Source organism: Microbulbifer regidiadema (SeqCode), assembly GCF_052466995.1.
The window spans coordinates 3802121-3819871 of sequence record NZ_CP174297.1 but is presented as its reverse complement, the minus strand read 5'-3'; the positions used below and the strand labels follow the sequence as shown (position 1 = coordinate 3819871).

Annotated in this window: 16 protein-coding genes; 8 read left to right on the top strand and 8 right to left on the bottom strand. The window is 55.9% G+C overall.

Annotated features, from left to right (window positions below):
• Position 1: 1 nt before the first annotated feature.
• Positions 2–850, bottom strand: coding sequence for a pantoate--beta-alanine ligase (gene panC / locus ACJJIK_RS16615; protein ID WP_444943370.1), 849 nt, complete (start codon positions 848–850; stop codon positions 2–4).
• Positions 851–1141: 291 nt separating this feature from the next.
• On the opposite strand from panC, the gene ACJJIK_RS16610 reads away from it, so the two are divergent.
• The 6 genes from ACJJIK_RS16610 to ACJJIK_RS16585 all read left to right on the top strand — a co-directional run bounded on the left by ACJJIK_RS16610 (position 1142) and on the right by ACJJIK_RS16585 (position 8289).
• A complete protein-coding gene (locus tag ACJJIK_RS16610; protein ID WP_444943369.1) occupies positions 1142–1801 on the top strand; it encodes a DUF6515 family protein in 660 nt (219 codons plus the stop codon).
• 286 nt (positions 1802–2087) lie between these two features.
• Positions 2088–4010: a biosynthetic arginine decarboxylase gene (gene speA / locus ACJJIK_RS16605; protein WP_444929395.1), complete on the top strand. Its 1923-nt coding sequence runs from the start codon at positions 2088–2090 to the stop codon at positions 4008–4010.
• A 65-nt stretch (positions 4011–4075) separates the two neighbouring features.
• The gene (locus tag ACJJIK_RS16600; RefSeq protein WP_444943368.1) at positions 4076–5269 is read left to right on the top strand and encodes a saccharopine dehydrogenase family protein; all 1194 of its coding nucleotides are present in this window, start codon (positions 4076–4078) and stop codon (positions 5267–5269) included.
• A gap of 70 nt (positions 5270–5339) precedes the next feature.
• Positions 5340–6533 carry a carboxynorspermidine decarboxylase gene (nspC, locus tag ACJJIK_RS16595; RefSeq protein ID WP_444929393.1) on the top strand — a complete coding sequence of 398 codons (1194 nt, stop codon included), beginning with the start codon at positions 5340–5342 and terminating at the stop codon, positions 6531–6533.
• A 72-nt stretch (positions 6534–6605) separates the two neighbouring features.
• Complete coding sequence (gene speB, locus ACJJIK_RS16590; RefSeq protein ID WP_444929392.1) at positions 6606–7478, top strand: agmatinase; 873 nt, start codon at positions 6606–6608, stop codon at positions 7476–7478.
• A gap of 109 nt (positions 7479–7587) precedes the next feature.
• Positions 7588–8289, top strand: a complete 702-nt coding sequence (locus ACJJIK_RS16585; RefSeq protein WP_444943367.1) for a DUF6515 family protein — start codon at positions 7588–7590, stop codon at positions 8287–8289.
• Here ACJJIK_RS16585 and ACJJIK_RS16580 read toward each other — a convergent pair.
• From ACJJIK_RS16580 to rpsF, 6 genes are all read right to left on the bottom strand, one after another.
• Entirely contained in the window at positions 8279–9370 is a 1092-nt protein-coding gene (locus tag ACJJIK_RS16580; protein WP_444943366.1) for a winged helix-turn-helix domain-containing protein, read from the bottom strand. The genes ACJJIK_RS16585 and ACJJIK_RS16580 overlap by 11 nt on opposite strands.
• 54 nt (positions 9371–9424) lie before the next feature.
• The gene (gene dnaB / locus ACJJIK_RS16575) at positions 9425–10867 is read right to left on the bottom strand and encodes a replicative DNA helicase (RefSeq protein WP_444932371.1); all 1443 of its coding nucleotides are present in this window, start codon (positions 10865–10867) and stop codon (positions 9425–9427) included.
• A 110-nt stretch (positions 10868–10977) separates the two neighbouring features.
• Positions 10978–11424 carry a 50S ribosomal protein L9 gene (gene rplI / locus ACJJIK_RS16570; protein WP_444929386.1) on the bottom strand — a complete coding sequence of 149 codons (447 nt, stop codon included), beginning with the start codon at positions 11422–11424 and terminating at the stop codon, positions 10978–10980.
• A 36-nt stretch (positions 11425–11460) separates the two neighbouring features.
• Positions 11461–12303, bottom strand: coding sequence for a hypothetical protein (locus ACJJIK_RS16565; protein WP_444929385.1), 843 nt, complete (start codon positions 12301–12303; stop codon positions 11461–11463).
• A 43-nt stretch (positions 12304–12346) separates the two neighbouring features.
• Complete coding sequence (gene rpsR / locus ACJJIK_RS16560) at positions 12347–12577, bottom strand: 30S ribosomal protein S18 (protein ID WP_108731487.1); 231 nt, start codon at positions 12575–12577, stop codon at positions 12347–12349.
• A gap of 12 nt (positions 12578–12589) precedes the next feature.
• Positions 12590–13030 (bottom strand): 30S ribosomal protein S6, encoded by a 441-nt coding sequence (rpsF, locus tag ACJJIK_RS16555; protein ID WP_444929384.1) that lies wholly within the window; start codon positions 13028–13030, stop codon positions 12590–12592.
• Positions 13031–13383: 353 nt separating this feature from the next.
• Between rpsF and ACJJIK_RS16550 the strand changes: the two genes are divergently transcribed.
• The gene (locus ACJJIK_RS16550; RefSeq protein ID WP_444943365.1) at positions 13384–14214 is read left to right on the top strand and encodes an alpha/beta fold hydrolase; all 831 of its coding nucleotides are present in this window, start codon (positions 13384–13386) and stop codon (positions 14212–14214) included.
• Positions 14215–14420: 206 nt separating this feature from the next.
• Complete coding sequence (locus ACJJIK_RS16545; RefSeq protein WP_444943364.1) at positions 14421–15218, top strand: isocitrate lyase/PEP mutase family protein; 798 nt, start codon at positions 14421–14423, stop codon at positions 15216–15218.
• A gap of 236 nt (positions 15219–15454) precedes the next feature.
• Here the strand turns inward: ACJJIK_RS16545 and ACJJIK_RS16540 are convergent, their stop codons facing one another.
• A complete protein-coding gene (locus ACJJIK_RS16540) occupies positions 15455–17341 on the bottom strand; it encodes a hypothetical protein (RefSeq protein ID WP_444943363.1) in 1887 nt (628 codons plus the stop codon).
• Positions 17342–17751 lie beyond the last annotated feature (410 nt).

Genomic DNA, 17751 nt, shown 5'->3' with positions numbered 1-17751 from the left:
CTCACAGTTCCAGGGAAACATTGTCGATCAGGCGCGCCGCACTGGTGTACATAGCGCCCAAAATCGTGATTTGTTTATCGTCATCTGCCGCCGGTTGTAAATCCTTACTGCAACAGATAGAGAAGTAGTCGACCCGAAAGCCACTCTCTTCAATTCGCTTGTGCGCCTCTTTTTCGAGGTCGGCAAAATCCCGGCGTCCCGCCACGATCTCATCCTTGGCCCAGTTCAGCAACTGATTGAGCACAGCGACCTTGGGCCGCTCATCGGCGGTGATATAACCATTGCGAGAGCTCATCGCCAAGCCGTCTTCCTCGCGATGCACCGGTGCCGCCACAATTTCCACCGGCATACACAGGTCTTCCACCATGCGGCGAATCACTGCCAGCTGCTGGAAATCCTTAATCCCGAAAATGGCCTTGTCCGGCTGCACAATATTGAACAGCTTCGCCACTACGGTGGTGACCCCCTCAAAGTGACCGGGGCGACTGGCGCCACACAGAACATCGGTCATCGCCGGGCAAACCACACGGGTCTGCTGGTCCATGCCGTTGGGGTAAATTTCACTCTCATCCGGGTGGAACAGGAAGTCACAGTCCGCTTCGCGCAGTCTGGCCATATCCCGCTCCATAGTGCGCGGATACTTATCCCAGTCCTCGTTCAAACCAAACTGCAAACGGTTGACGAAGATGGATACCACCACCAGATCGCAGTGTTGTTGGGCGATTTTGACCAGCTCTATATGGGCATCGTGCAGATTGCCCATAGTGGGCACAAAGCCGACGGTCTTGCCGTCTTTGCGGGCCTGGGCCAGCGCCTCGCGCAGGCTTGCTACGTGGTGGAAGATTTGCATCTCGCTACCGCTCACTATGAATCAGCGCGGCATCATACTCGCTGAGACCGGGTGTCTCAACATAGCAAAATGACCGCTCTCTATAAGGTTTCCCCGCAGAATCCCGCCTGTGCTCCACTAAACAACCGCCAGCAATGCCTGAACCACTAGTCAGCATCGCCTTTGTGGATTGCGCCGAATTTTAACCCATTCAGTTCAGGAAGTGTTCAGACCTGCCGGGGCAAACTTCACGTCAAGATACACAAACGACCTGACTTGAAAGAAAAGAGCCCCAGACTCGGGAGAGATGCTATGAGACACCTCACAACTGCCATCGCCACCCTAAGCCTATTAATGATTGCGGCACCCGCCCTGTCCGAAGCGTACCGTGGGCACCAGCGCGCACTGGACAGCAGCCACCAATACGGCAGAGCCGAGCGCGAGCAGCGCCATATAGAGCGCGGCCACAACAAACAGCACGATAAACACCACGACCGCCAGCAGGAAAAAAGACAGCGCAAGCAGGAACGTAAACAGGAGCGCAGAGAGGAGCGCCAGCACCGCCGCGAGGTGCGCCAAGCCTACAAAGCGGGGTACAACAAAGGCTATAACAAGGGTCACCGGGCAGTACACAGACCTGTTTACCGCCGCAGCTATCACGGTCACCGCCCCCACCACCGCCCCTCGCACTACGGTTACGGCTACCGCTGGCGTCACCTGCCGCGCAATTTTGTCAGCATCAGTATTGGTGCTGCGGGCTTCTACTACAGTGATGGAATTTTTTACCGCCCGGCCTCCTCTGGCTATGTGGTAGCCCAGGCTCCGAAAGGCGCTATCGTTCACAGCCTGCCGGCGTCAGCACTGACCGTTGCAGTGGGCGGACACAATTACTATGTGGCCTACGACACCTACTACCTGTGGGATCAGCGCCATCGCGGCTACCGGGTAGTGCCCAGACCCGGCGTGATCTAAGGCGCCTTTAAATAATTCCACAATAATTCTGCGGGCTTGCAGAATTATTTGGCGACACTCTAACCAATACCCTCCCTTCCCTGCGGCCTTCGGGCCGCCTTTTTTCTCACCACCCCCCAAATACTCCTTGCCACACCCGCGCACAAGAAATAAAAGCGCCGCTGCGAGCGGTTTCGCCATTTACTTTTTTATACACAAAAATTAGCGTTTTTTTATCTATAGTTATTGCTTTCCGGTCCTGCTGGGCCCAAGATTCGCGCCCGCCAAATACCAACAGAAAGGCGCCATGAAGAAGCAACAAGTAAAAGACTGGACTTGCGAAGATTCGGCCGAACTCTACGGCATCCGCAATTGGGGCGCCGGATATTTCGACCTGAACGAAAACGGTGAAATTTCACTGCAAGTCGACGGCCCCGACGGGGCATCACACAGCGTATCCCTGATGGAAATTGCCCGCGGCGCCACCGAGCGCGGCCTGGGCATGCCCCTGCTCTTGCGTATCGAGAATCTGCTCGAAGCGCAAATCGCCCGGATTAACGAATCCTTTGCCCGCGCTATCGATGGCTGCGGCTACGGCAACGTTTTTCGCGGTGTATTCCCCATTAAGGTGAACCAGCAGTGCCAGGTTATTGAAGAAATTGCCAATGCCGGACGCCGCTTTAACCACGGCCTGGAAGCGGGCAGCAAAGCGGAGCTGATTGCCGCACTGTCCATTCTGGATAACACCGAATCCCTGATCGTCTGTAACGGCTACAAGGACGAAGAATTTATCAACCTCGGCCTGCAGGCCCAGCGCCTGGGTGTGCAGGTTTTCTTTGTCGTGGAAACCCCCTCGGAAGTGGAAACCATTATCCGCTGCGCCGAGCGCGAGCAAGTGCGCCCGAATATCGGCGCGCGGGTAAAGCTCGCCTCCAAGGTAGGCGGCTACTGGAATGCCACCAGTGGCGACCGCAGTATTTTCGGGCTGGGCAGTAACGACCTGATCGCCATGGTCGATCAGCTGCGCAACCACGATATGCTCGACTGCCTCAAGCTGCTGCACTACCACCTGGGCTCGCAGGTGCCAAATATCCGCGATATCCGCACCGGGGTGCTGGAAGCCTGCCGCTACTACGCCGACCTGGTGGAAGAGGGCGCGCCGATGGGCTACCTGGACCTGGGCGGTGGCCTGGCGGTGGATTACGACGGCAGTAAAACCAATTACACCCACTCCAAAAATTACTCCCTGGACGAGTACTGTGTGGATGTGGTGGAAGCCATTATGGGCACCCTCGATAGCGAGGGCGTCGCGCACCCGGTGATTATTACCGAGTCCGGCCGCGCCACTGTGGCTTACTCCTCGGTGCTGCTGTTCGATATTCTCGACACCACCCGTTTCGAACCGGTGGAACTCGAACACACCAAGATCAGCGAGGGCGACCACCAGATGCTGCTCAACCTGCAAGACGCAGTGCGCAGTATCACCCCCAAAAACCTGCAAGAGAGCTACAACGACGCGCTCTACTATCGCGACGAGGTGCGCTCCCTGTACCTGCACGGCCAGGTGAGCCTGCGCGAGCGCGCCAATGCGGAAAACCTGTTCCTGCAGGGCGCCCAGGATATTCGCAAACTGCTCGATGAAGCCGAGGAAATTCCCGCAGACCTGCAAGCGCTGCCGGAAGTGCTGTCGGATATCTACTACGCCAATGTGAGCGTATTCCAATCGGTGCCGGATATCTGGGCTATCGATCAGGTATTCCCGCTATTGCCGATCCACCGCCTGGACGAGGCGCCGACCCGCTCCGCCATCATCGCCGACATCACCTGCGACTGTGACGGCAAGATCGACCGCTTTATCGGCCGGGAAAAAGAGCAGAAAACCCTGCCCTTGCACGAACTCAAAGACGGCGAGGATTATATTCTCGGCACCTTCCTGATCGGCGCCTACCAGGAGACCCTCGGCGACCTGCACAACCTGTTCGGGGACACCAATGTGGTGAGCGTGCGCATCCAGGAAGACGGCAGTATCGACTTCAGCCACGAAATTCACGGCGACAGTATTTCCGATGTACTGAGTTACGTAGAATATCAGCCCAAAGCGCTGTTCGAGCGCTTCCGTCGCCTGGCGGAGCGCGCCGTCAAACAGGGGCTGATTACTGCCGCCCAGCGCAAGCAGATTCTGCAAACCTATACCGCCAGCATGAGCGGTTACACCTATTTCGAAAAGTGAATAATAAGGCGCCAGCGCCTTTGCAAAGATAGCGGCCGCAAAAGCCGCAGATTAAGGAGATCTTTATGGCCAACGTACTGATCATCGGCGCCGGCGGTGTCGGCCAGGTGGTTGCACACAAGTGCGCACAGGTTGCTGAAGTATTTGAAAATATTACCCTGGCAAGCCGCACCAAAAGCAAGTGCGACAAGATTGCCGCTATGCTGCCGCGCAAAATCGACACCGCTGAAGTCGACGCGGACAATGTGCCGGAGCTGGTAAAGCTGATCGAGAAAGTGAAGCCGGACTTGGTCATCAACGTGGCCCTGCCCTACCAGGACCTGCACATTATGGATGCCTGTTTGGAAACCGGCGTGCACTACCTGGACACCGCCAACTACGAGCCGCCGGAAGAGGCCAAGTTCGAATACAAGTGGCAGTGGGCCTACCAGGAGAAATTCGAGAAAGCCGGCCTGATGGCACTGCTGGGCAGCGGCTTCGATCCCGGCGTCACCAGCGTATTCACCGCCTACGCCAAGAAGCACCACTTCGACCGTATCCACACCCTGGATATCCTCGACTGCAATGCCGGTGACCACGGCCTGCCGTTCGCCACCAACTTCAACCCGGAAATTAATATCCGCGAGATCACCGCCAACGGCCGCTACTGGGAAAACGGCCAGTGGGTAACCACCAAGCCGATGGAAGAAAAGCGCGTCTTCAACTTCCCCGAAGGCATTGGCGACAAGGATATCTACCTGCTGTACCACGAAGAGCTGGAGTCCCTGTCCAAGCACTTCCCGGAAATCGAGCGCGCGCGCTTCTGGATGACCTTTGGCGAGAGCTACCTGAAGCACCTGGAAGTCCTGCAAAACGTCGGCATGACCGGTATTGAGCCAGTGGAATTCCAGGGCCAGCAAATTGTACCTATCCAGTTCCTTAAGGAGCTGCTGCCAGATCCCGCCAGCCTCGGCCCGCTGACCAAGGGCAAGACCTGCATCGGCAACATTATTCGCGGCAGCAAAGACGGCGAAGAGAAGATCTACTACGTCTACAACACCTGTGACCACCAGGACTGCTACCAGGAGGTTCAATCCCAGGCGATCTCCTACACCACCGGTGTCCCGGCGATGATCGGCGCCAAGATGATGCTGGAAGGCAAGTGGATGAAGCCCGGCGTGTGGAATATGGAGCAGATGGACCCCGATCCCTTTATGGACGATCTGAACAAGTACGGCCTGCCCTGGCAGGAAACCTGGTTGGACAAGCCCTTCCAGTAAAGCGCACTTTTCTCCGTTCCCCGGGGTGGGCCCCAGCGCCCGCCCCACCGCACCAGGATATAACGCCCCCATGGACCTCACTCCCCGCGTTGACTACTTCGGACACTTTGATCCCTACCGCGTCCCCTCCCCCTGCTTTGTCGTCGATGAGATCGCCCTGCGCGACAATTTGGCCCTGCTCGCCGACGTACAGGAGCGCAGCGGCGCCAAGGTACTGGCGGCGCTCAAAGCCTTTTCTATGTTCAGCACCGGCCCCATTGTGGCCGAATACCTGTCCGGCACCTGTGCCAGCGGCCTGCACGAGGCCAAGCTGGGTTACGAAGAGTACGGCGGCCGCGACCAGGGCAAGGAAGTCCACGTATTTAGTGCCGGCTACAAGGAGGAGGAGCTGCGCGAAATACTGCAATTCGCCCACCATGTGATCTTCAACTCCTTCTCCCAGTGGAAGCGCTACCGGCAGCTGTGCCTGGATATGCAAAAGCAGCGTGCGGAACTGCGCTTCGGCCTGCGCATTAACCCCGAGCACTCCGAGGGCCACACCGACCTCTACGATCCCTGCGCCCCCTGTTCGCGCCTGGGCATCGTGCGCTCGCTGTTTGAAGGCGAGTCCCTGGAGGGAATCAGCGGCCTGCACTTCCACACTTTGTGCGAACAGGATTTCAAACCCCTGCAGCGCACTATCGCTGCGGTAGAGGAGAAGTTTGGCGACCTGATCCCGCAGATGGAGTGGATCAACTTCGGCGGCGGCCACCACATTACCCGCCGCGACTACCAGGTGGACGAGCTGGTCGACGCAGTGCGCGATTTCTCCGCTAAGTACGCGGTGCAGGTCTACCTGGAACCCGGTGAAGCCATCTCCCTATTCGCCGGCATCCTGGTAGCCGAGGTAGTGGATATTGCCTGGAATGGTGAACACCAGGCCATCCTGGACGCCTCCGCCACCTGCCATATGCCCGATGTGCTGGAGATGCCCTACCGCCCGGAAATTACCGGGGCCGCCCGCCCCGGCGACCTGCCTCACACCTATCGCCTGGGCGGACAGAGCTGCCTGGCAGGGGACAGCATCGGCGAATACAGTTTCAGTGAGCCGCTGCGCCTCGGTGAGCGCCTGGTGTTCGAGGAAATGGCCTATTACACCATGGTCAAAACCAACACCTTTAACGGCATTCCCCTACCCGCTATCGCCCTTTGGAACTCGGATACCGACGACCTGAAGATGATCAAGACCTTCGGCTACGAGGATTTCAAGGAGCGCCTCTCCTAATAGGGAGCCTTTAAATAACTCCGTGATAGATGCGCTGGCGCACAGTTGTCGCCACCGCCAGAGGACTTATAAATGCAGTCAGAAAACGAATACCCCATTTTTCTCGGCTCCGAAATCGAGCAGCCGAAGCCCGAAGACGCCCTCTTTCATATTATCCCCATCCCCTATGAAGAGACCGTCTCCTACGGCGGCGGCACCGGCAAGGGCCCGTCTTCCATCCTGGAGGCCTCCTGGCAGCTGGAGACTTTCGACAATTTCTCCAACCCCTGCGACCTGGGCATTTACACCCGCCCGCCGGTCTCGGTAGCCGGCCCCGCAGAGCAGGTGATGGACAATATCGCCGCAGCCACCCAAGAGGTATTGAAACTGGGCAAGATGCCGGTGGGTATCGGCGGTGAGCACTCGGTGACCTGGGGTATTATCAAAGGCCTCCTGGACGCCGGTGAAACAGACTTTGGCGTAGTGCAAATCGATGCCCACGCCGACCTGCGCGATCGCTATGAAGGTCACAAGCACAGCCACGCCAGCGTAATGCGCCTGGTGGTAGAAGCCGGCGTGCCTCTGTTCCAGCTGGGCATCCGCGCCTACTGCGAAGAGGAAGTACAGGCGCGCAAGGACCACAATGTGGGCTACCTGGATGCCCACCAGCTGGTGCCCAACAACGTGCAGGAATTCCAATTGCCGGAGAATTTCCCCAGGAAAGTCTTCTTTACCCTGGATGTGGACGGCATGGACCCATCGGTCTTCCCCTCCACCGGCACCCCGGTACCCGGCGGTCTCGGCTGGTACCAGACCCTCAACCTGTTCGAATGCGTAGCGCAGCAGAGAGAGATTATCGGCTTCGACCTGCTGGAATTTGCACCGATCGAGGGCTTCCACGCCTATGATTTTGCCGCTGCACAGCTGATGTACAAGCTGATGGGGATTATCCAGCGCAACCGCTGACTGGTGCTCCAGTATCCAGTACTTTGACAATTCTTAACTTATTAACTTGCCTTTCATACCGGGATAGGAGTTAGTATGACTATGTGAGTAGTCACTTGCTGGAGAAACCGTGAATAAACTGAATGTCGTTATTGGCGCCAGTGCATTCCTGGCGCTGGCCGCCTTTGCCTTTAGCCCACCGGCCGATGCGCGCGGCTATGAGCGCGGGGGAGAGCACCGCCACCATCATCGCAAAGATGGTAATCGCGGACCGCGTATTTCGATCGGATTTATCGCCTCAGTCCTGCCGGCAGGCCATGTGCGCGTCGCCGTGGGCGGGCGCCCCTATTTCTACCAAGGCGGGCACTTCTATCGCCAAGGTCCCCGTGGCTATGTCGTCGTCGCCGCCCCTCTGGGCGCCGCTGTCGCCAGCCTGCCGGGCAGTGCTGTGCGCGTTAAAGTGGGCAGAGTCACTTACTTCCAATACGCCGACACCTACTATAAGTGGCGCCCCGCCACCCGCACCTACGTGGTCGTAGCACCGCCCGCAGGAGCACCCGTCCCCGTTGCGGTTGTTCCCACGCCGGCGCCGGCGGTAGCGGTCCCCGTCGCTGAGGCCCCTGTGGTTGAAGTCCCTGTCGTTGAGGCCCCGGCACCCGCCACTCCGGCCCCGGGTCCCGAGGGCTTCCAGCCCGGACAAGTGCTGGAGACCCTGCCCAAGGGCTACGTTGCTGAAATTATCAATGGCATCCAGTACTACCGCTATGGCGGCAATTACTTTATGCCCACTCAGCGCGATGGCCAGGAGGTCTACGTAGTCGTCAAGCTGTAAGCGCGGCTTCGCTGTTCAGCCCGTGAAAGCGGGCAAAGTGCCCCAGAGCCCGGTGGTAGCTCGCCTCCAGCGAGACACCGGGCTTCTTATTCCAGTACAGGGCCTCGACCCGCAGCACGCCCGCATTCCGATCCGCCCTCAAGTCCACCTGCCCCACAAATTGATCGCCGTATAAAATCGGCAGGCAAAAGTAGCCATAGCGGCGCTTGGCCGCCGGCACATAGCACTCCAATTGGTATTCAAAATCAAACAGCCGGCGCAGGCGTTTGCGCTGCAATATCAGCGGATCGAAAGGGGATAACAGACGTACTTTGCGCGCTGCTCGCACGGGCTCCCGCTCCAACTGCTCGGTGAGCAACAGTTCTTTCCCCCACTGGGTGAGTTCCCCGCTTGCCAGCATACGTTCGATGGCTTGCCGGATAAGGGGTTTATCCTCCCGGCGCAGGTAGGCAATTTCCTCCGCTCGGCCAATGCCCTGGCACCCCAGAAAAGTGCGCACCAGATGGCTGCCGTACTCGACTTCTGAAGCCGCACTGGTAGAGATATTGGCCGGCAGTACCCGCTCCGGGAGATCGAAGACTTTTTGAAAGCCCTCGCGATGGCTGACCATCAGCTCCCCCTCGTGAAACAGCTGCTCCAGCGCCTTCTTTTCATCGGACCACTGCCACCACCCGCCCTTGGCGCGCACAAAGTCACTGGCGCGCAGGGCGCCCTCCTCGCGCACGCAATCCAGCACATAGCGACACAGCTTGGCGTTTTTCTCAAACCAGTGGCGCTGACCGGCGCGGATGCGATCCATACGCACCCGCGCATAGGGGTAGTGGGTCATTGGCAAATAGGCGGCGGCGTGGGACCAGTACTCGAAGATTTCCCGACGCTGCTCCGCCTCCGCCAGGTGTGATTCGCGGTAGCCGGGCAGGCGGTTGTAGAGCTGGTGGTGGTGGGCCCGGGTAATTCGCTGGATGGCGTCCAGCTGTAGGGCGCCCAGATGTTGCAACAACCCCGACAGCCCCCCGGTCCAGGGGCTGTGGATAAATTGGCGTTGCAGCACCAGTGCGCGGATCTTTTGTTCGGATAGCAAAATGGGGCTCCCTTAGGCTCGGATATTCGACAGCCGTGAACCCAACAGAAAGGCTTATTCGCCCTGGTAGTATTCCGGCGCCAGATTATCGAAGCGAGTGTATTTGCCCACAAAGGCTGCGCGGCAGGTGCCGATCTCACCGTTACGCTGCTTGCCGATAATCAACTCGGCCATCCCTTTATCCGGGCTGTCCTCGTTGTAGTATTCATCGCGGTAGATAAACAGGATCACGTCGGCGTCCTGCTCGATCGCCCCGGATTCCCGCAGGTCCGAGTTCATCGGCCGTTTGTTGGGGCGCTGCTCTACTCCCCGGTTGAGCTGCGACAGGGCAATCACCGGGCATTCGTATTCTTTCGCCAGCGCCTTGAGAGAGCGGGAGATCTCGGAGATCTCCTGGGTGCGGCCCTCGGTGGAACCCTTCACCTGCATCAGCTGCAAGTAGTCCACCATAATCATCGCCGGCATACTCTTGGCCTCGGCGTCTTCGCGGCTTAACTTGGGGTTCTCGCGCATCAATTTGTTGATGTGATCGCGCACCGTGCGCTTGGTACGGGCGCGCACCTCGCTGGGACTCAGTGCCGGCGTATCGTCGATATACAGGGACTTGCCTTTCATCTTCTGCACGGCGCTGGATAGCTTGGGCCAATCCTCTTCCTGCAGCTTGCCGTTCCTGATGCGCCCCTGGTCGATACGACCAATAGAGGACAACATCCGCATCACCAGGCTGTCCGAGGGCATCTCCATACTGAAGACCAGTGTCGGGCTCTCCTGGCAGAGCATGGCGCTCTCAATAAAATTCAATGCCAGTGCGGTCTTACCCATGGAGGGACGCGCGGCGAGAATAACCAGTTCGCCCGGCTGCCAGCCGGAGGTGCGCTGGTCCAATTCGGTAAGACCGGTACTGATACCGGTGATATCACCCTCGGTCTTGAACAGCTCATCGATGCGCTCGACCGTCTTTTTCAGCAGGGTATCCACGCCGACAAAGCCGCCCTCTTTGGCGCGCCCCTCGGCGATTTCCGCCACGCGGCGCTCGGCCATCTGCAGCAGGTCGGCGGAAGCGAGGCCACCGGGATTAAAACTGGTGCGGCTGATCTCACCGGCGGCGGCGATCAACTGGCGCAGCATGGAGCGCTCACGCACGATCTTGGCGTAGGCGACGATATTCGCTGCGGAGGGGGTATTTTCAGCCAACTCCGCCAGGTAGGCAGGGCCACCCACTTCACCGAGCAGGTCGCGGCTGGCGAGGCCTTCGGCGAGGGTAACGATATCCAGGGGCTGTTCACCATTACTCAGCTCGCCCATCACCGCAAAAATCTTGCGGTGGCTGGCACTGAAGAAGTCCTCTTCACTCAGCTGTTCGGCAACGGCATCAATACGGCCCGGGTCCAACATCAAGCCACCCAGCACGGACTGCTCCGCCTCTACCGAGTGCGGTAGCGGTGAACTCTCTTCGCTGTGATTTTCGTCTTCAGGGGCGGCGTATTCGTCGATCATGGGAATATTACGGGGTAGTAAAAACAAAACGGGCGCTGGACCCGATAGGGTACAGCGCCCGATTGTAGCGCGGCTGGCGCTCGAAGCACCAACCACTCGTCAGCAAAACCTTACTCGGCTTCGATAACGACTTTAACAGCAGCGATTACGTCGGAGTGGAGCTGTACGTCTACGTCGTACTCGCCCACTTCGCGCAGTGCGCCTTCCGGCAGCTTCACTTCAGCTTTAGCTACTTCAACGCCACCAGCGGAGATCGCTTCAGCGATGTCGCGAGTGCCGATAGAACCGAACAGCTTGCCTTCGTCGCCAGCGTTAGCAGCGATGGTAACAACCAGATCGGCCAGCTTGGTAGCGCGGCTCTCAGCTTCAGCCAGCTTAGCGGCAGCAGCGGCTTCCAGTTCAGCGCGCTTAGCTTCGAACTCAGCAATGTTAGTTGCGGTAGCAGCAATTGCTTTACCAGTCGGCAGCAGGAAATTGCGGCCAAAACCGGCTTTAACATCAACGCGGTCACCCACGTTGCCCAGTTTGCCTACTTTATCGAGCAGAATAACTTCCATCTCGGTTTCCTCAATTTCTGTATTGTGCGAGCGCGCCTATTTGGAGGAGCGCCCGCGAATATCTATCCAGCTATCTACCAGGGCCAAGCCGCAAAGAAAGCCTACCAGGGGCATTGCGGCAACCACTAGCATTACATACATCGCCACCAGGGGACCTATCCCCCAATTGCGGTCAGCAACTTGCCAATGAACCAGAGCTATACCGGCCACTTGTAAGGGAAGAGCAGCAACTAATCCCCAGTGAGCGTAGCCAGGCGTAGCCAGGCAGAGTAGCCAAAGCAGCATCCCTACCAGCGCCAACCACCTAGGCAAACGCAGCTGATGGAACTCCTGGCGAAAACCGCCGGGGTTATACAGCAGGGCTTGCCAATAACGCCCCAATACCAGAGCTAAGACGGCAAACATAGCCAGCAGCCAACTCAGGTTTCCAGTGAATTGGACTTCAGCTAATGGGTTCTGCTCCAACGCCTCCCGAGCACCAGGACTCCATGAGACCCCTGTCGCCTCTAAAGACTGCTCAAGTCCCTGCACGAGACCGCCGCTTAAGTTAGAGGTCAGCAATACTCCCACTACTGAAGCAGCTGTTGCAGTCATCAGCGCGGCAGCCCAGGACTGAGTGCTACGCAGCGCTATAGCAGCGCAAAAGACGACCACAAAACCGCTAATAGTAAGACCTGCTACCTGCAAAGGTACATGGCCTGTCATGTATGTAACTACGGCAGGCAACAGCGCCCAGGCCAAAACCATCAGGCCGTTACTGCTGCCTCGGCGCAAACTCACCAGCGCGAGAATTGCCGGGCTTATCAGCGGTAATCCCAACATGGTGAGGATTACCGTCCTGACGCGTCCGCGCATAATAAATTCAGCTACGGCGCGCATAGTTAGATAGCTTCTTTATTAATGAGTCTAAGCAAACTGCGGCTTAGGCTTCGTGGCTGTCCGTGTACGGCAGCAGGGCCAGGTAGCGCGCGCGCTTGACCGCAGAGGCCAGCTGACGCTGATACTTGGCTTTGGTACCGGTAATACGGCTAGGAACAATTTTGCCAGTCTCGGAGATGTAGGCTTTCAGGGTATCGAGATCTTTGTAGTCGATACGCTTAACACCTTCAGCGGTGAAACGGCAGAACTTGCGACGACGGAAAAAACGTGCCATCTGATAATCCCCTTACTCTTCGCTTTCAGCGTTATCGGAAGAAGCTTCTGCGTCGGAAGAAGCTTTCTCTTCTCCGGCGCGCTCGCGACGCTCGGTGCGCTCTGCACGGGCAGCTTTGCGCTCACGGCTTTCTTTTTCCGCTTTCATGATCGGGCTCTCTTCAGTGATCGCCTCGTCTTCACGAATTACCAGATTACGGATAACCGCATCGTTGTAACGGAAGTTGGTAGTCAGTTCCTCAAGGGCTTCTTCAGTACATTCTACATTCATCAGAATGTAGTGAGCCTTGTGGATCTTGTTGATCGGGTAAGCCAGACGGCGACGGCCCCAGTCTTCCAGACGGTGAACCTGTCCACCGCTCTCCTTGATGGACGCAGTGTAGCGCTCCACCATGCCAGGTACCTGCTCGCTCTGGTCCGGGTGAACCAGGAATACAATTTCGTAATGACGCATTTTAGCTCCTTACGGGTTAATCAGCCTCTCGGACAGTCCGATGAGGCAAGGAGTACAACGGGCACGGATAAACCGAGCCTATTGCGGGCGGCGTATTCTAGGCAGTTGTGGGATTGGTTGCAAGTTGATCAATTACTTCAAGCCCAGTGCCTTCGCCTACCCGGTTGCAGGTTGATCAATTACTTCGAGCTAAGCGCCTCTATTAACCCCGTTAGCGGTTACACAAGATTGACCGACCTGTCACTTTATTTGGCGGCGGATTTGGCAGATTGAGACATGGTACTGCTCGGTCTGGTCATGGGTCTGGCAAGCTCGCTTCGCCTATGATGCCCGGCATTAACGGGAGAAGTACCATGCCCCAACAAACCCATATTCTAAATTTTGGCCCTTTCCAGGTGCCGGTCACCACCGCCCGCAATGGCGACAGCCCACTGGTATTAGTACTCCCCGCTATGGGAGTCCCCGCCAACCGCTATCGCCTTCTGCTGGAGGAGCTGCAAAAACTCGGTTACAGCACCGCCATCAGCGAACTGCCCGGCACCGGGGAGAGCCTGCCCAGACCCCACCGCAAAGCCGACTACGGCTACAACGACCTGGTGTTCTCATTTATCCCGCAGTTGATCGAACTGCTGGAACAGCAGTTCCCCCAGGGCCCAGCACTTATTCTCGGTCACAGTATTGGCGGCCAGACCAGTACTCTGGCGGCGCGCGCCGGTCTCACCGGCAACGCCAAGGTTGTCAGTATCGCCGCCGGCCATGTCGACCACCGCAGCTGGCGCGGCCTGCACAAGTGCGCCATCTTAGTCTTCGCCTCGATTGCCAGTATTACCTCAAGCCTGCTGGGTTATTTCCCCGGTGCGCGTATGGGGTTCGGCTGGCACGAGGCGCGCAGACTGATGAAGGACTGGGCCCGATCCATTTTTAGCGGCCGCTTCGCGCCGGAGGATCGCTTTGGGCAAATGGAGAAAACAAACCAGCCCACCTTGCATATCGCACTGGACGGCGACCCCTTCGCGCCGATCCAAGCCGCGCGTAAATTAGCCGCGATCGTCGATGGTGAAACCCGCGAGATGCAACCCACCTACCCCAAAGGCAATCCACATCTCAGCTGGATCAAGAATCCCGCCCCGGTAATTGAGGCGGTACAGCAGTGGTTGAATAATAAAGAGCCCACTCCGAGCTGATTTCTCGCTTCCCTAACAGAGAGAGCTTTTATGGCTTTCTCTGTTAGGGACTAATAACATTTGCCCCCCTCCCCCTACCGCCATACCTCGATCAATATCGGCATATGTCTTTCCGCTTTACTGTCCAGTTCCGATTGTGGCCAGTGAGCAGTGCTCTTGAGCGGTAAATTCACCGCTGAAACAGTATCGCCCAAGAGATTACCCCGATGAATAGCAGTCCCTTCAACACATTTACCCAGCTGCACCAAGCCGCTGCCCCCCTGATCCTGCCCAACGCCTGGGATGCCGCCAGCGCTCTACTCTGTAAAAATGCAGGCGCCAAAGCCGTGGGCACCAGCAGTGCCGCCCTAGCCTGGTCACTGGGGTATGCCGACGGCGGTGCGCTGCCAGTCGAGGAACACTTAAACGCTATCGCACGTATTGCCCGTGTAACCTCATTACCGCTAACCGTGGATATTGAGGATGGATACTCCCAAAACCCCGCAGAGGTAGCGGAGCTGGCCTGTAAAATGGTGGCGCTCGGCGTTGCAGGTATCAATATTGAAGATGGCAAAGACACGCCGGAATCTCTCGGCGAAAAGATTAGCGCTATTCGCCAAGCACTTAACGGCCGCCCGCTTTTTATTAATGCGCGTACCGATGTTTATCTCAATGCTCTCGCCAGCGGTGATCAAGCGATAAAAATGTGTATAGAGAGATTGGAACTCTATAAAAGCTCAGGTGCTGACAGCGGCTTTATACCGGGACTTAGCGCAGTTGACGAAGCGAGGCGCCTGGCAGCAGGTATCGACCTGCCACTGAATATTATGTTGCTACCAGGTATGGCCCCGATATCGGAATTTTTTGCCGCAGGCATAAAGCGCTTTAGCACCGGGCCGGTATTGTTCCAGTCTGTTTACGGCCATTTGAGCGATTCATTAAAACAGCTGATATCGATGGAAATTGGTAATAATTTCTTTGACCAAACACTCGACTACAACACCCTTAACTCTGCCTTTATTTAAATAATCCCGCATAAACAACAGGGCGAAAATATTTATTTCCAAGTCTTGGTTAGCCGCCCTTTTTGGCGAATGCCCCACCAGTTAGCAGTCGGCTAGATAGAGGATAATGGATGGTTTCTATATAAGGCTCAAGCGTGCCGACAACCAGTATTACTCTAGTTGTCGGCACAAGGCTAATTGCCTGCAATATCTACTTGATCAACAAGCAGGGTTGATATCAGCAAGCTAATTCCTGCTTAATAAAAATCGATGGCGCTGCTATCAGCGCCAAAATCTTCGAAAAAATCACTATATCCCCAAGTCACCACGGACTTATCGTCTTTAAATGCTGCGAAGGCTGCAGCATTCGTAAAGATAGTCAATACACCAGACGCCAATTGATCGCTAACACTACTGATACCGGAACTAGTAAAGCCCCAGCTTACTACCGATCCATCCGTCTTTAATGCGGCAAAGCCACCAAAATTGGGATAGATTGTTTCTACATCACCAGTCAACTCAGAACTGACTTCGCTACTATCGCCGCCACAATCATTGTCCCCCCAAGTGACAACAGAACCATCAGATTTAACCGCAGCAAAAGCAAGTTTGGATGCAAAGATTTTATTTACATCGCTCGCAAGCTGGCCACTTACATCGCTACTGTCGCCACCGTAGTCAGCTTCACCCCAGGTGACCACCGATCCATCTGATTTGAGTGCCGCAAAAGCGCTCTCAGCTGCAAAGACCTGTACAACATCACTGGAGAGTTCTGCGCTCACCGCACTGCTATCACCACCGCGATCTTCATCTCCCCAAGTCACCACAGAGCCATCGGACTTCAGTGCGGCAAAAGCAAAGTACGATGAAAAAACCGTCACCACACCACTGGAAATTTCTGTGTTCACCGCACTGCTATCCCCTCCATCATCCGAGTCCCCCCAGGTCACTACAGAACCATCGGATTTCAGTGCAGCAAAAGCATAACCTGTAGAAAAAACCGTCACCACATCACTGGAGAGCTCCGCGCTCACCGCACTGCTATCCCCTCCTGAGTTACTACTTCCCCAGGTTACAAAGGAGCCATCCGATTTTCGCGCAGCAAAAGCTCTACTAGTTGCATAAACTTCTTCAACGTCACTGGCTAACTGGGTACTAACGGCACTGCTATCCCCACCGGAGTCACTATCCCCCCAAGTAACAATAGAGCCATCAGACTTCAGTGCTGCAAATGCATCTTCTGTTGAATAAATATTAACAACATTATCCGCCAGATTGGCACTTACAGAGCTGCTGTCTCCACCAGAATTCTCAGTCCCCCAGGTAACAACAGAGCCATCAGACTTTAATGCTGCAAAGGCCCATCCCGTAGAAAAAATTTCTACAACACCACTGGTTAAGCTGGCACTAACCTCACTAAAATTAGTAGCTGAACCAGAGTAATCATCGGGCCATGACACCACCGAACCATTATTTTTTAGTGCCGCAAAGCTAATCCAAGAGGAAACAATTTCACGCACATAGACAAGGTGTTCAATTTCTACATCCGCCGTTTCACCTTCATAGGTGGCGCTCAGGGTGGCTGAGCCACTCGCCATTGCGGTGATCAGGCCGGCCTCTACCGTGGCCGAGCCGGTAACATTACTGAGTGACCAGTCGGCCTCTTCGGTAACGTCCACTGAACTATCATCGTCATAGTAGGCGGTGAGATAGTATTGATCAAAATTAGAGGTGTCTCTATCCAGCTGCAAACTCTGAAGAATAGGGTCTACCTCGATATCAACCGTTTCACTTATCCCTTCATAGGTGGCAGCCAGGGTAAATGAGCCACTGTGCAGTGGCGTGACCAGTCCGGCCGCAACCGTTGCCAGGTCAGTATCACTTACAGACCAGTCCGCATCGGCGGTGACATCAGTAGAGGAGTCATCGCTGTAATAGGCGGTTAAAGAATACTGGTACTCATTCGCGCTATCCTGCTCCAAACCAACACTTTCCAGCGTAACGGTATCTGTTCCACCACCGCTACTACTGCCCCCACCGCCACAGGCACTGAGCAAGCCAGCAGCAAGCGTTAATATTCCAAAACGTAAAATATGTAAAATGTGTAAATGCCAAGACTGATATTGGCCTGTGATTCCATTCATAGAAAGCTCCTCCTGTGAAGGCGGGCATAATAAAAACTCACATTCTATATAGCAATATAAACGGCACTTAAAAAAATAACGCCCCCTTACAAAATAACCGACAAATATTTAGGTACGGCTGCACCAGCTATTGCAAAACGATCAAGAAGAGATACTAAAATTTTTATGCTATTTAATTTAGGGAGAGGCGCTATACTTGGCCATATAGACTTTTTAAAAATTGGGCTCGACAAATCCGCAACGGCAGGTTGGCTTTAAACCAATTTTCGCTCGATTTTGGCGAATGATCCGATAATTAGCTGTCGGCTGGATAGAAGATAATGGATGGTTTCTATATAAGGCTCAAACGTGCCGACAACCAGTATTACTCTAGTGCAGTATATTAAATAGATTACTGATATATAATGTGA

Excerpts from the sequence above, each read along its gene's own strand:
- panC (WP_444943370.1), bottom strand. The coding sequence starts at position 850 with ATGCAAATCTTCCACCACGTAGCAAGCCTGCGCGAGGCGCTGGCCCAG.
- ACJJIK_RS16610 (WP_444943369.1), top strand. The coding sequence starts at position 1,142 with ATGAGACACCTCACAACTGCCATCGCCACCCTAAGCCTATTAATGATT.
- speA (WP_444929395.1), top strand. The coding sequence starts at position 2,088 with ATGAAGAAGCAACAAGTAAAAGACTGGACTTGCGAAGATTCGGCCGAA.
- ACJJIK_RS16600 (WP_444943368.1), top strand. The coding sequence starts at position 4,076 with ATGGCCAACGTACTGATCATCGGCGCCGGCGGTGTCGGCCAGGTGGTT.
- nspC (WP_444929393.1), top strand. The coding sequence starts at position 5,340 with ATGGACCTCACTCCCCGCGTTGACTACTTCGGACACTTTGATCCCTAC.
- speB (WP_444929392.1), top strand. The coding sequence starts at position 6,606 with ATGCAGTCAGAAAACGAATACCCCATTTTTCTCGGCTCCGAAATCGAG.
- dnaB (WP_444932371.1), bottom strand. The coding sequence starts at position 10,867 with ATGATCGACGAATACGCCGCCCCTGAAGACGAAAATCACAGCGAAGAG.
- rplI (WP_444929386.1), bottom strand. The coding sequence starts at position 11,424 with ATGGAAGTTATTCTGCTCGATAAAGTAGGCAAACTGGGCAACGTGGGT.
- ACJJIK_RS16565 (WP_444929385.1), bottom strand. The coding sequence starts at position 12,303 with ATGCGCGCCGTAGCTGAATTTATTATGCGCGGACGCGTCAGGACGGTA.
- rpsR (WP_108731487.1), bottom strand. The coding sequence starts at position 12,577 with ATGGCACGTTTTTTCCGTCGTCGCAAGTTCTGCCGTTTCACCGCTGAA.
- rpsF (WP_444929384.1), bottom strand. The coding sequence starts at position 13,030 with ATGCGTCATTACGAAATTGTATTCCTGGTTCACCCGGACCAGAGCGAG.
- ACJJIK_RS16550 (WP_444943365.1), top strand. The coding sequence starts at position 13,384 with ATGCCCCAACAAACCCATATTCTAAATTTTGGCCCTTTCCAGGTGCCG.
- ACJJIK_RS16545 (WP_444943364.1), top strand. The coding sequence starts at position 14,421 with ATGAATAGCAGTCCCTTCAACACATTTACCCAGCTGCACCAAGCCGCT.
- ACJJIK_RS16540 (WP_444943363.1), bottom strand. The coding sequence starts at position 17,341 with ATGAATGGAATCACAGGCCAATATCAGTCTTGGCATTTACACATTTTA.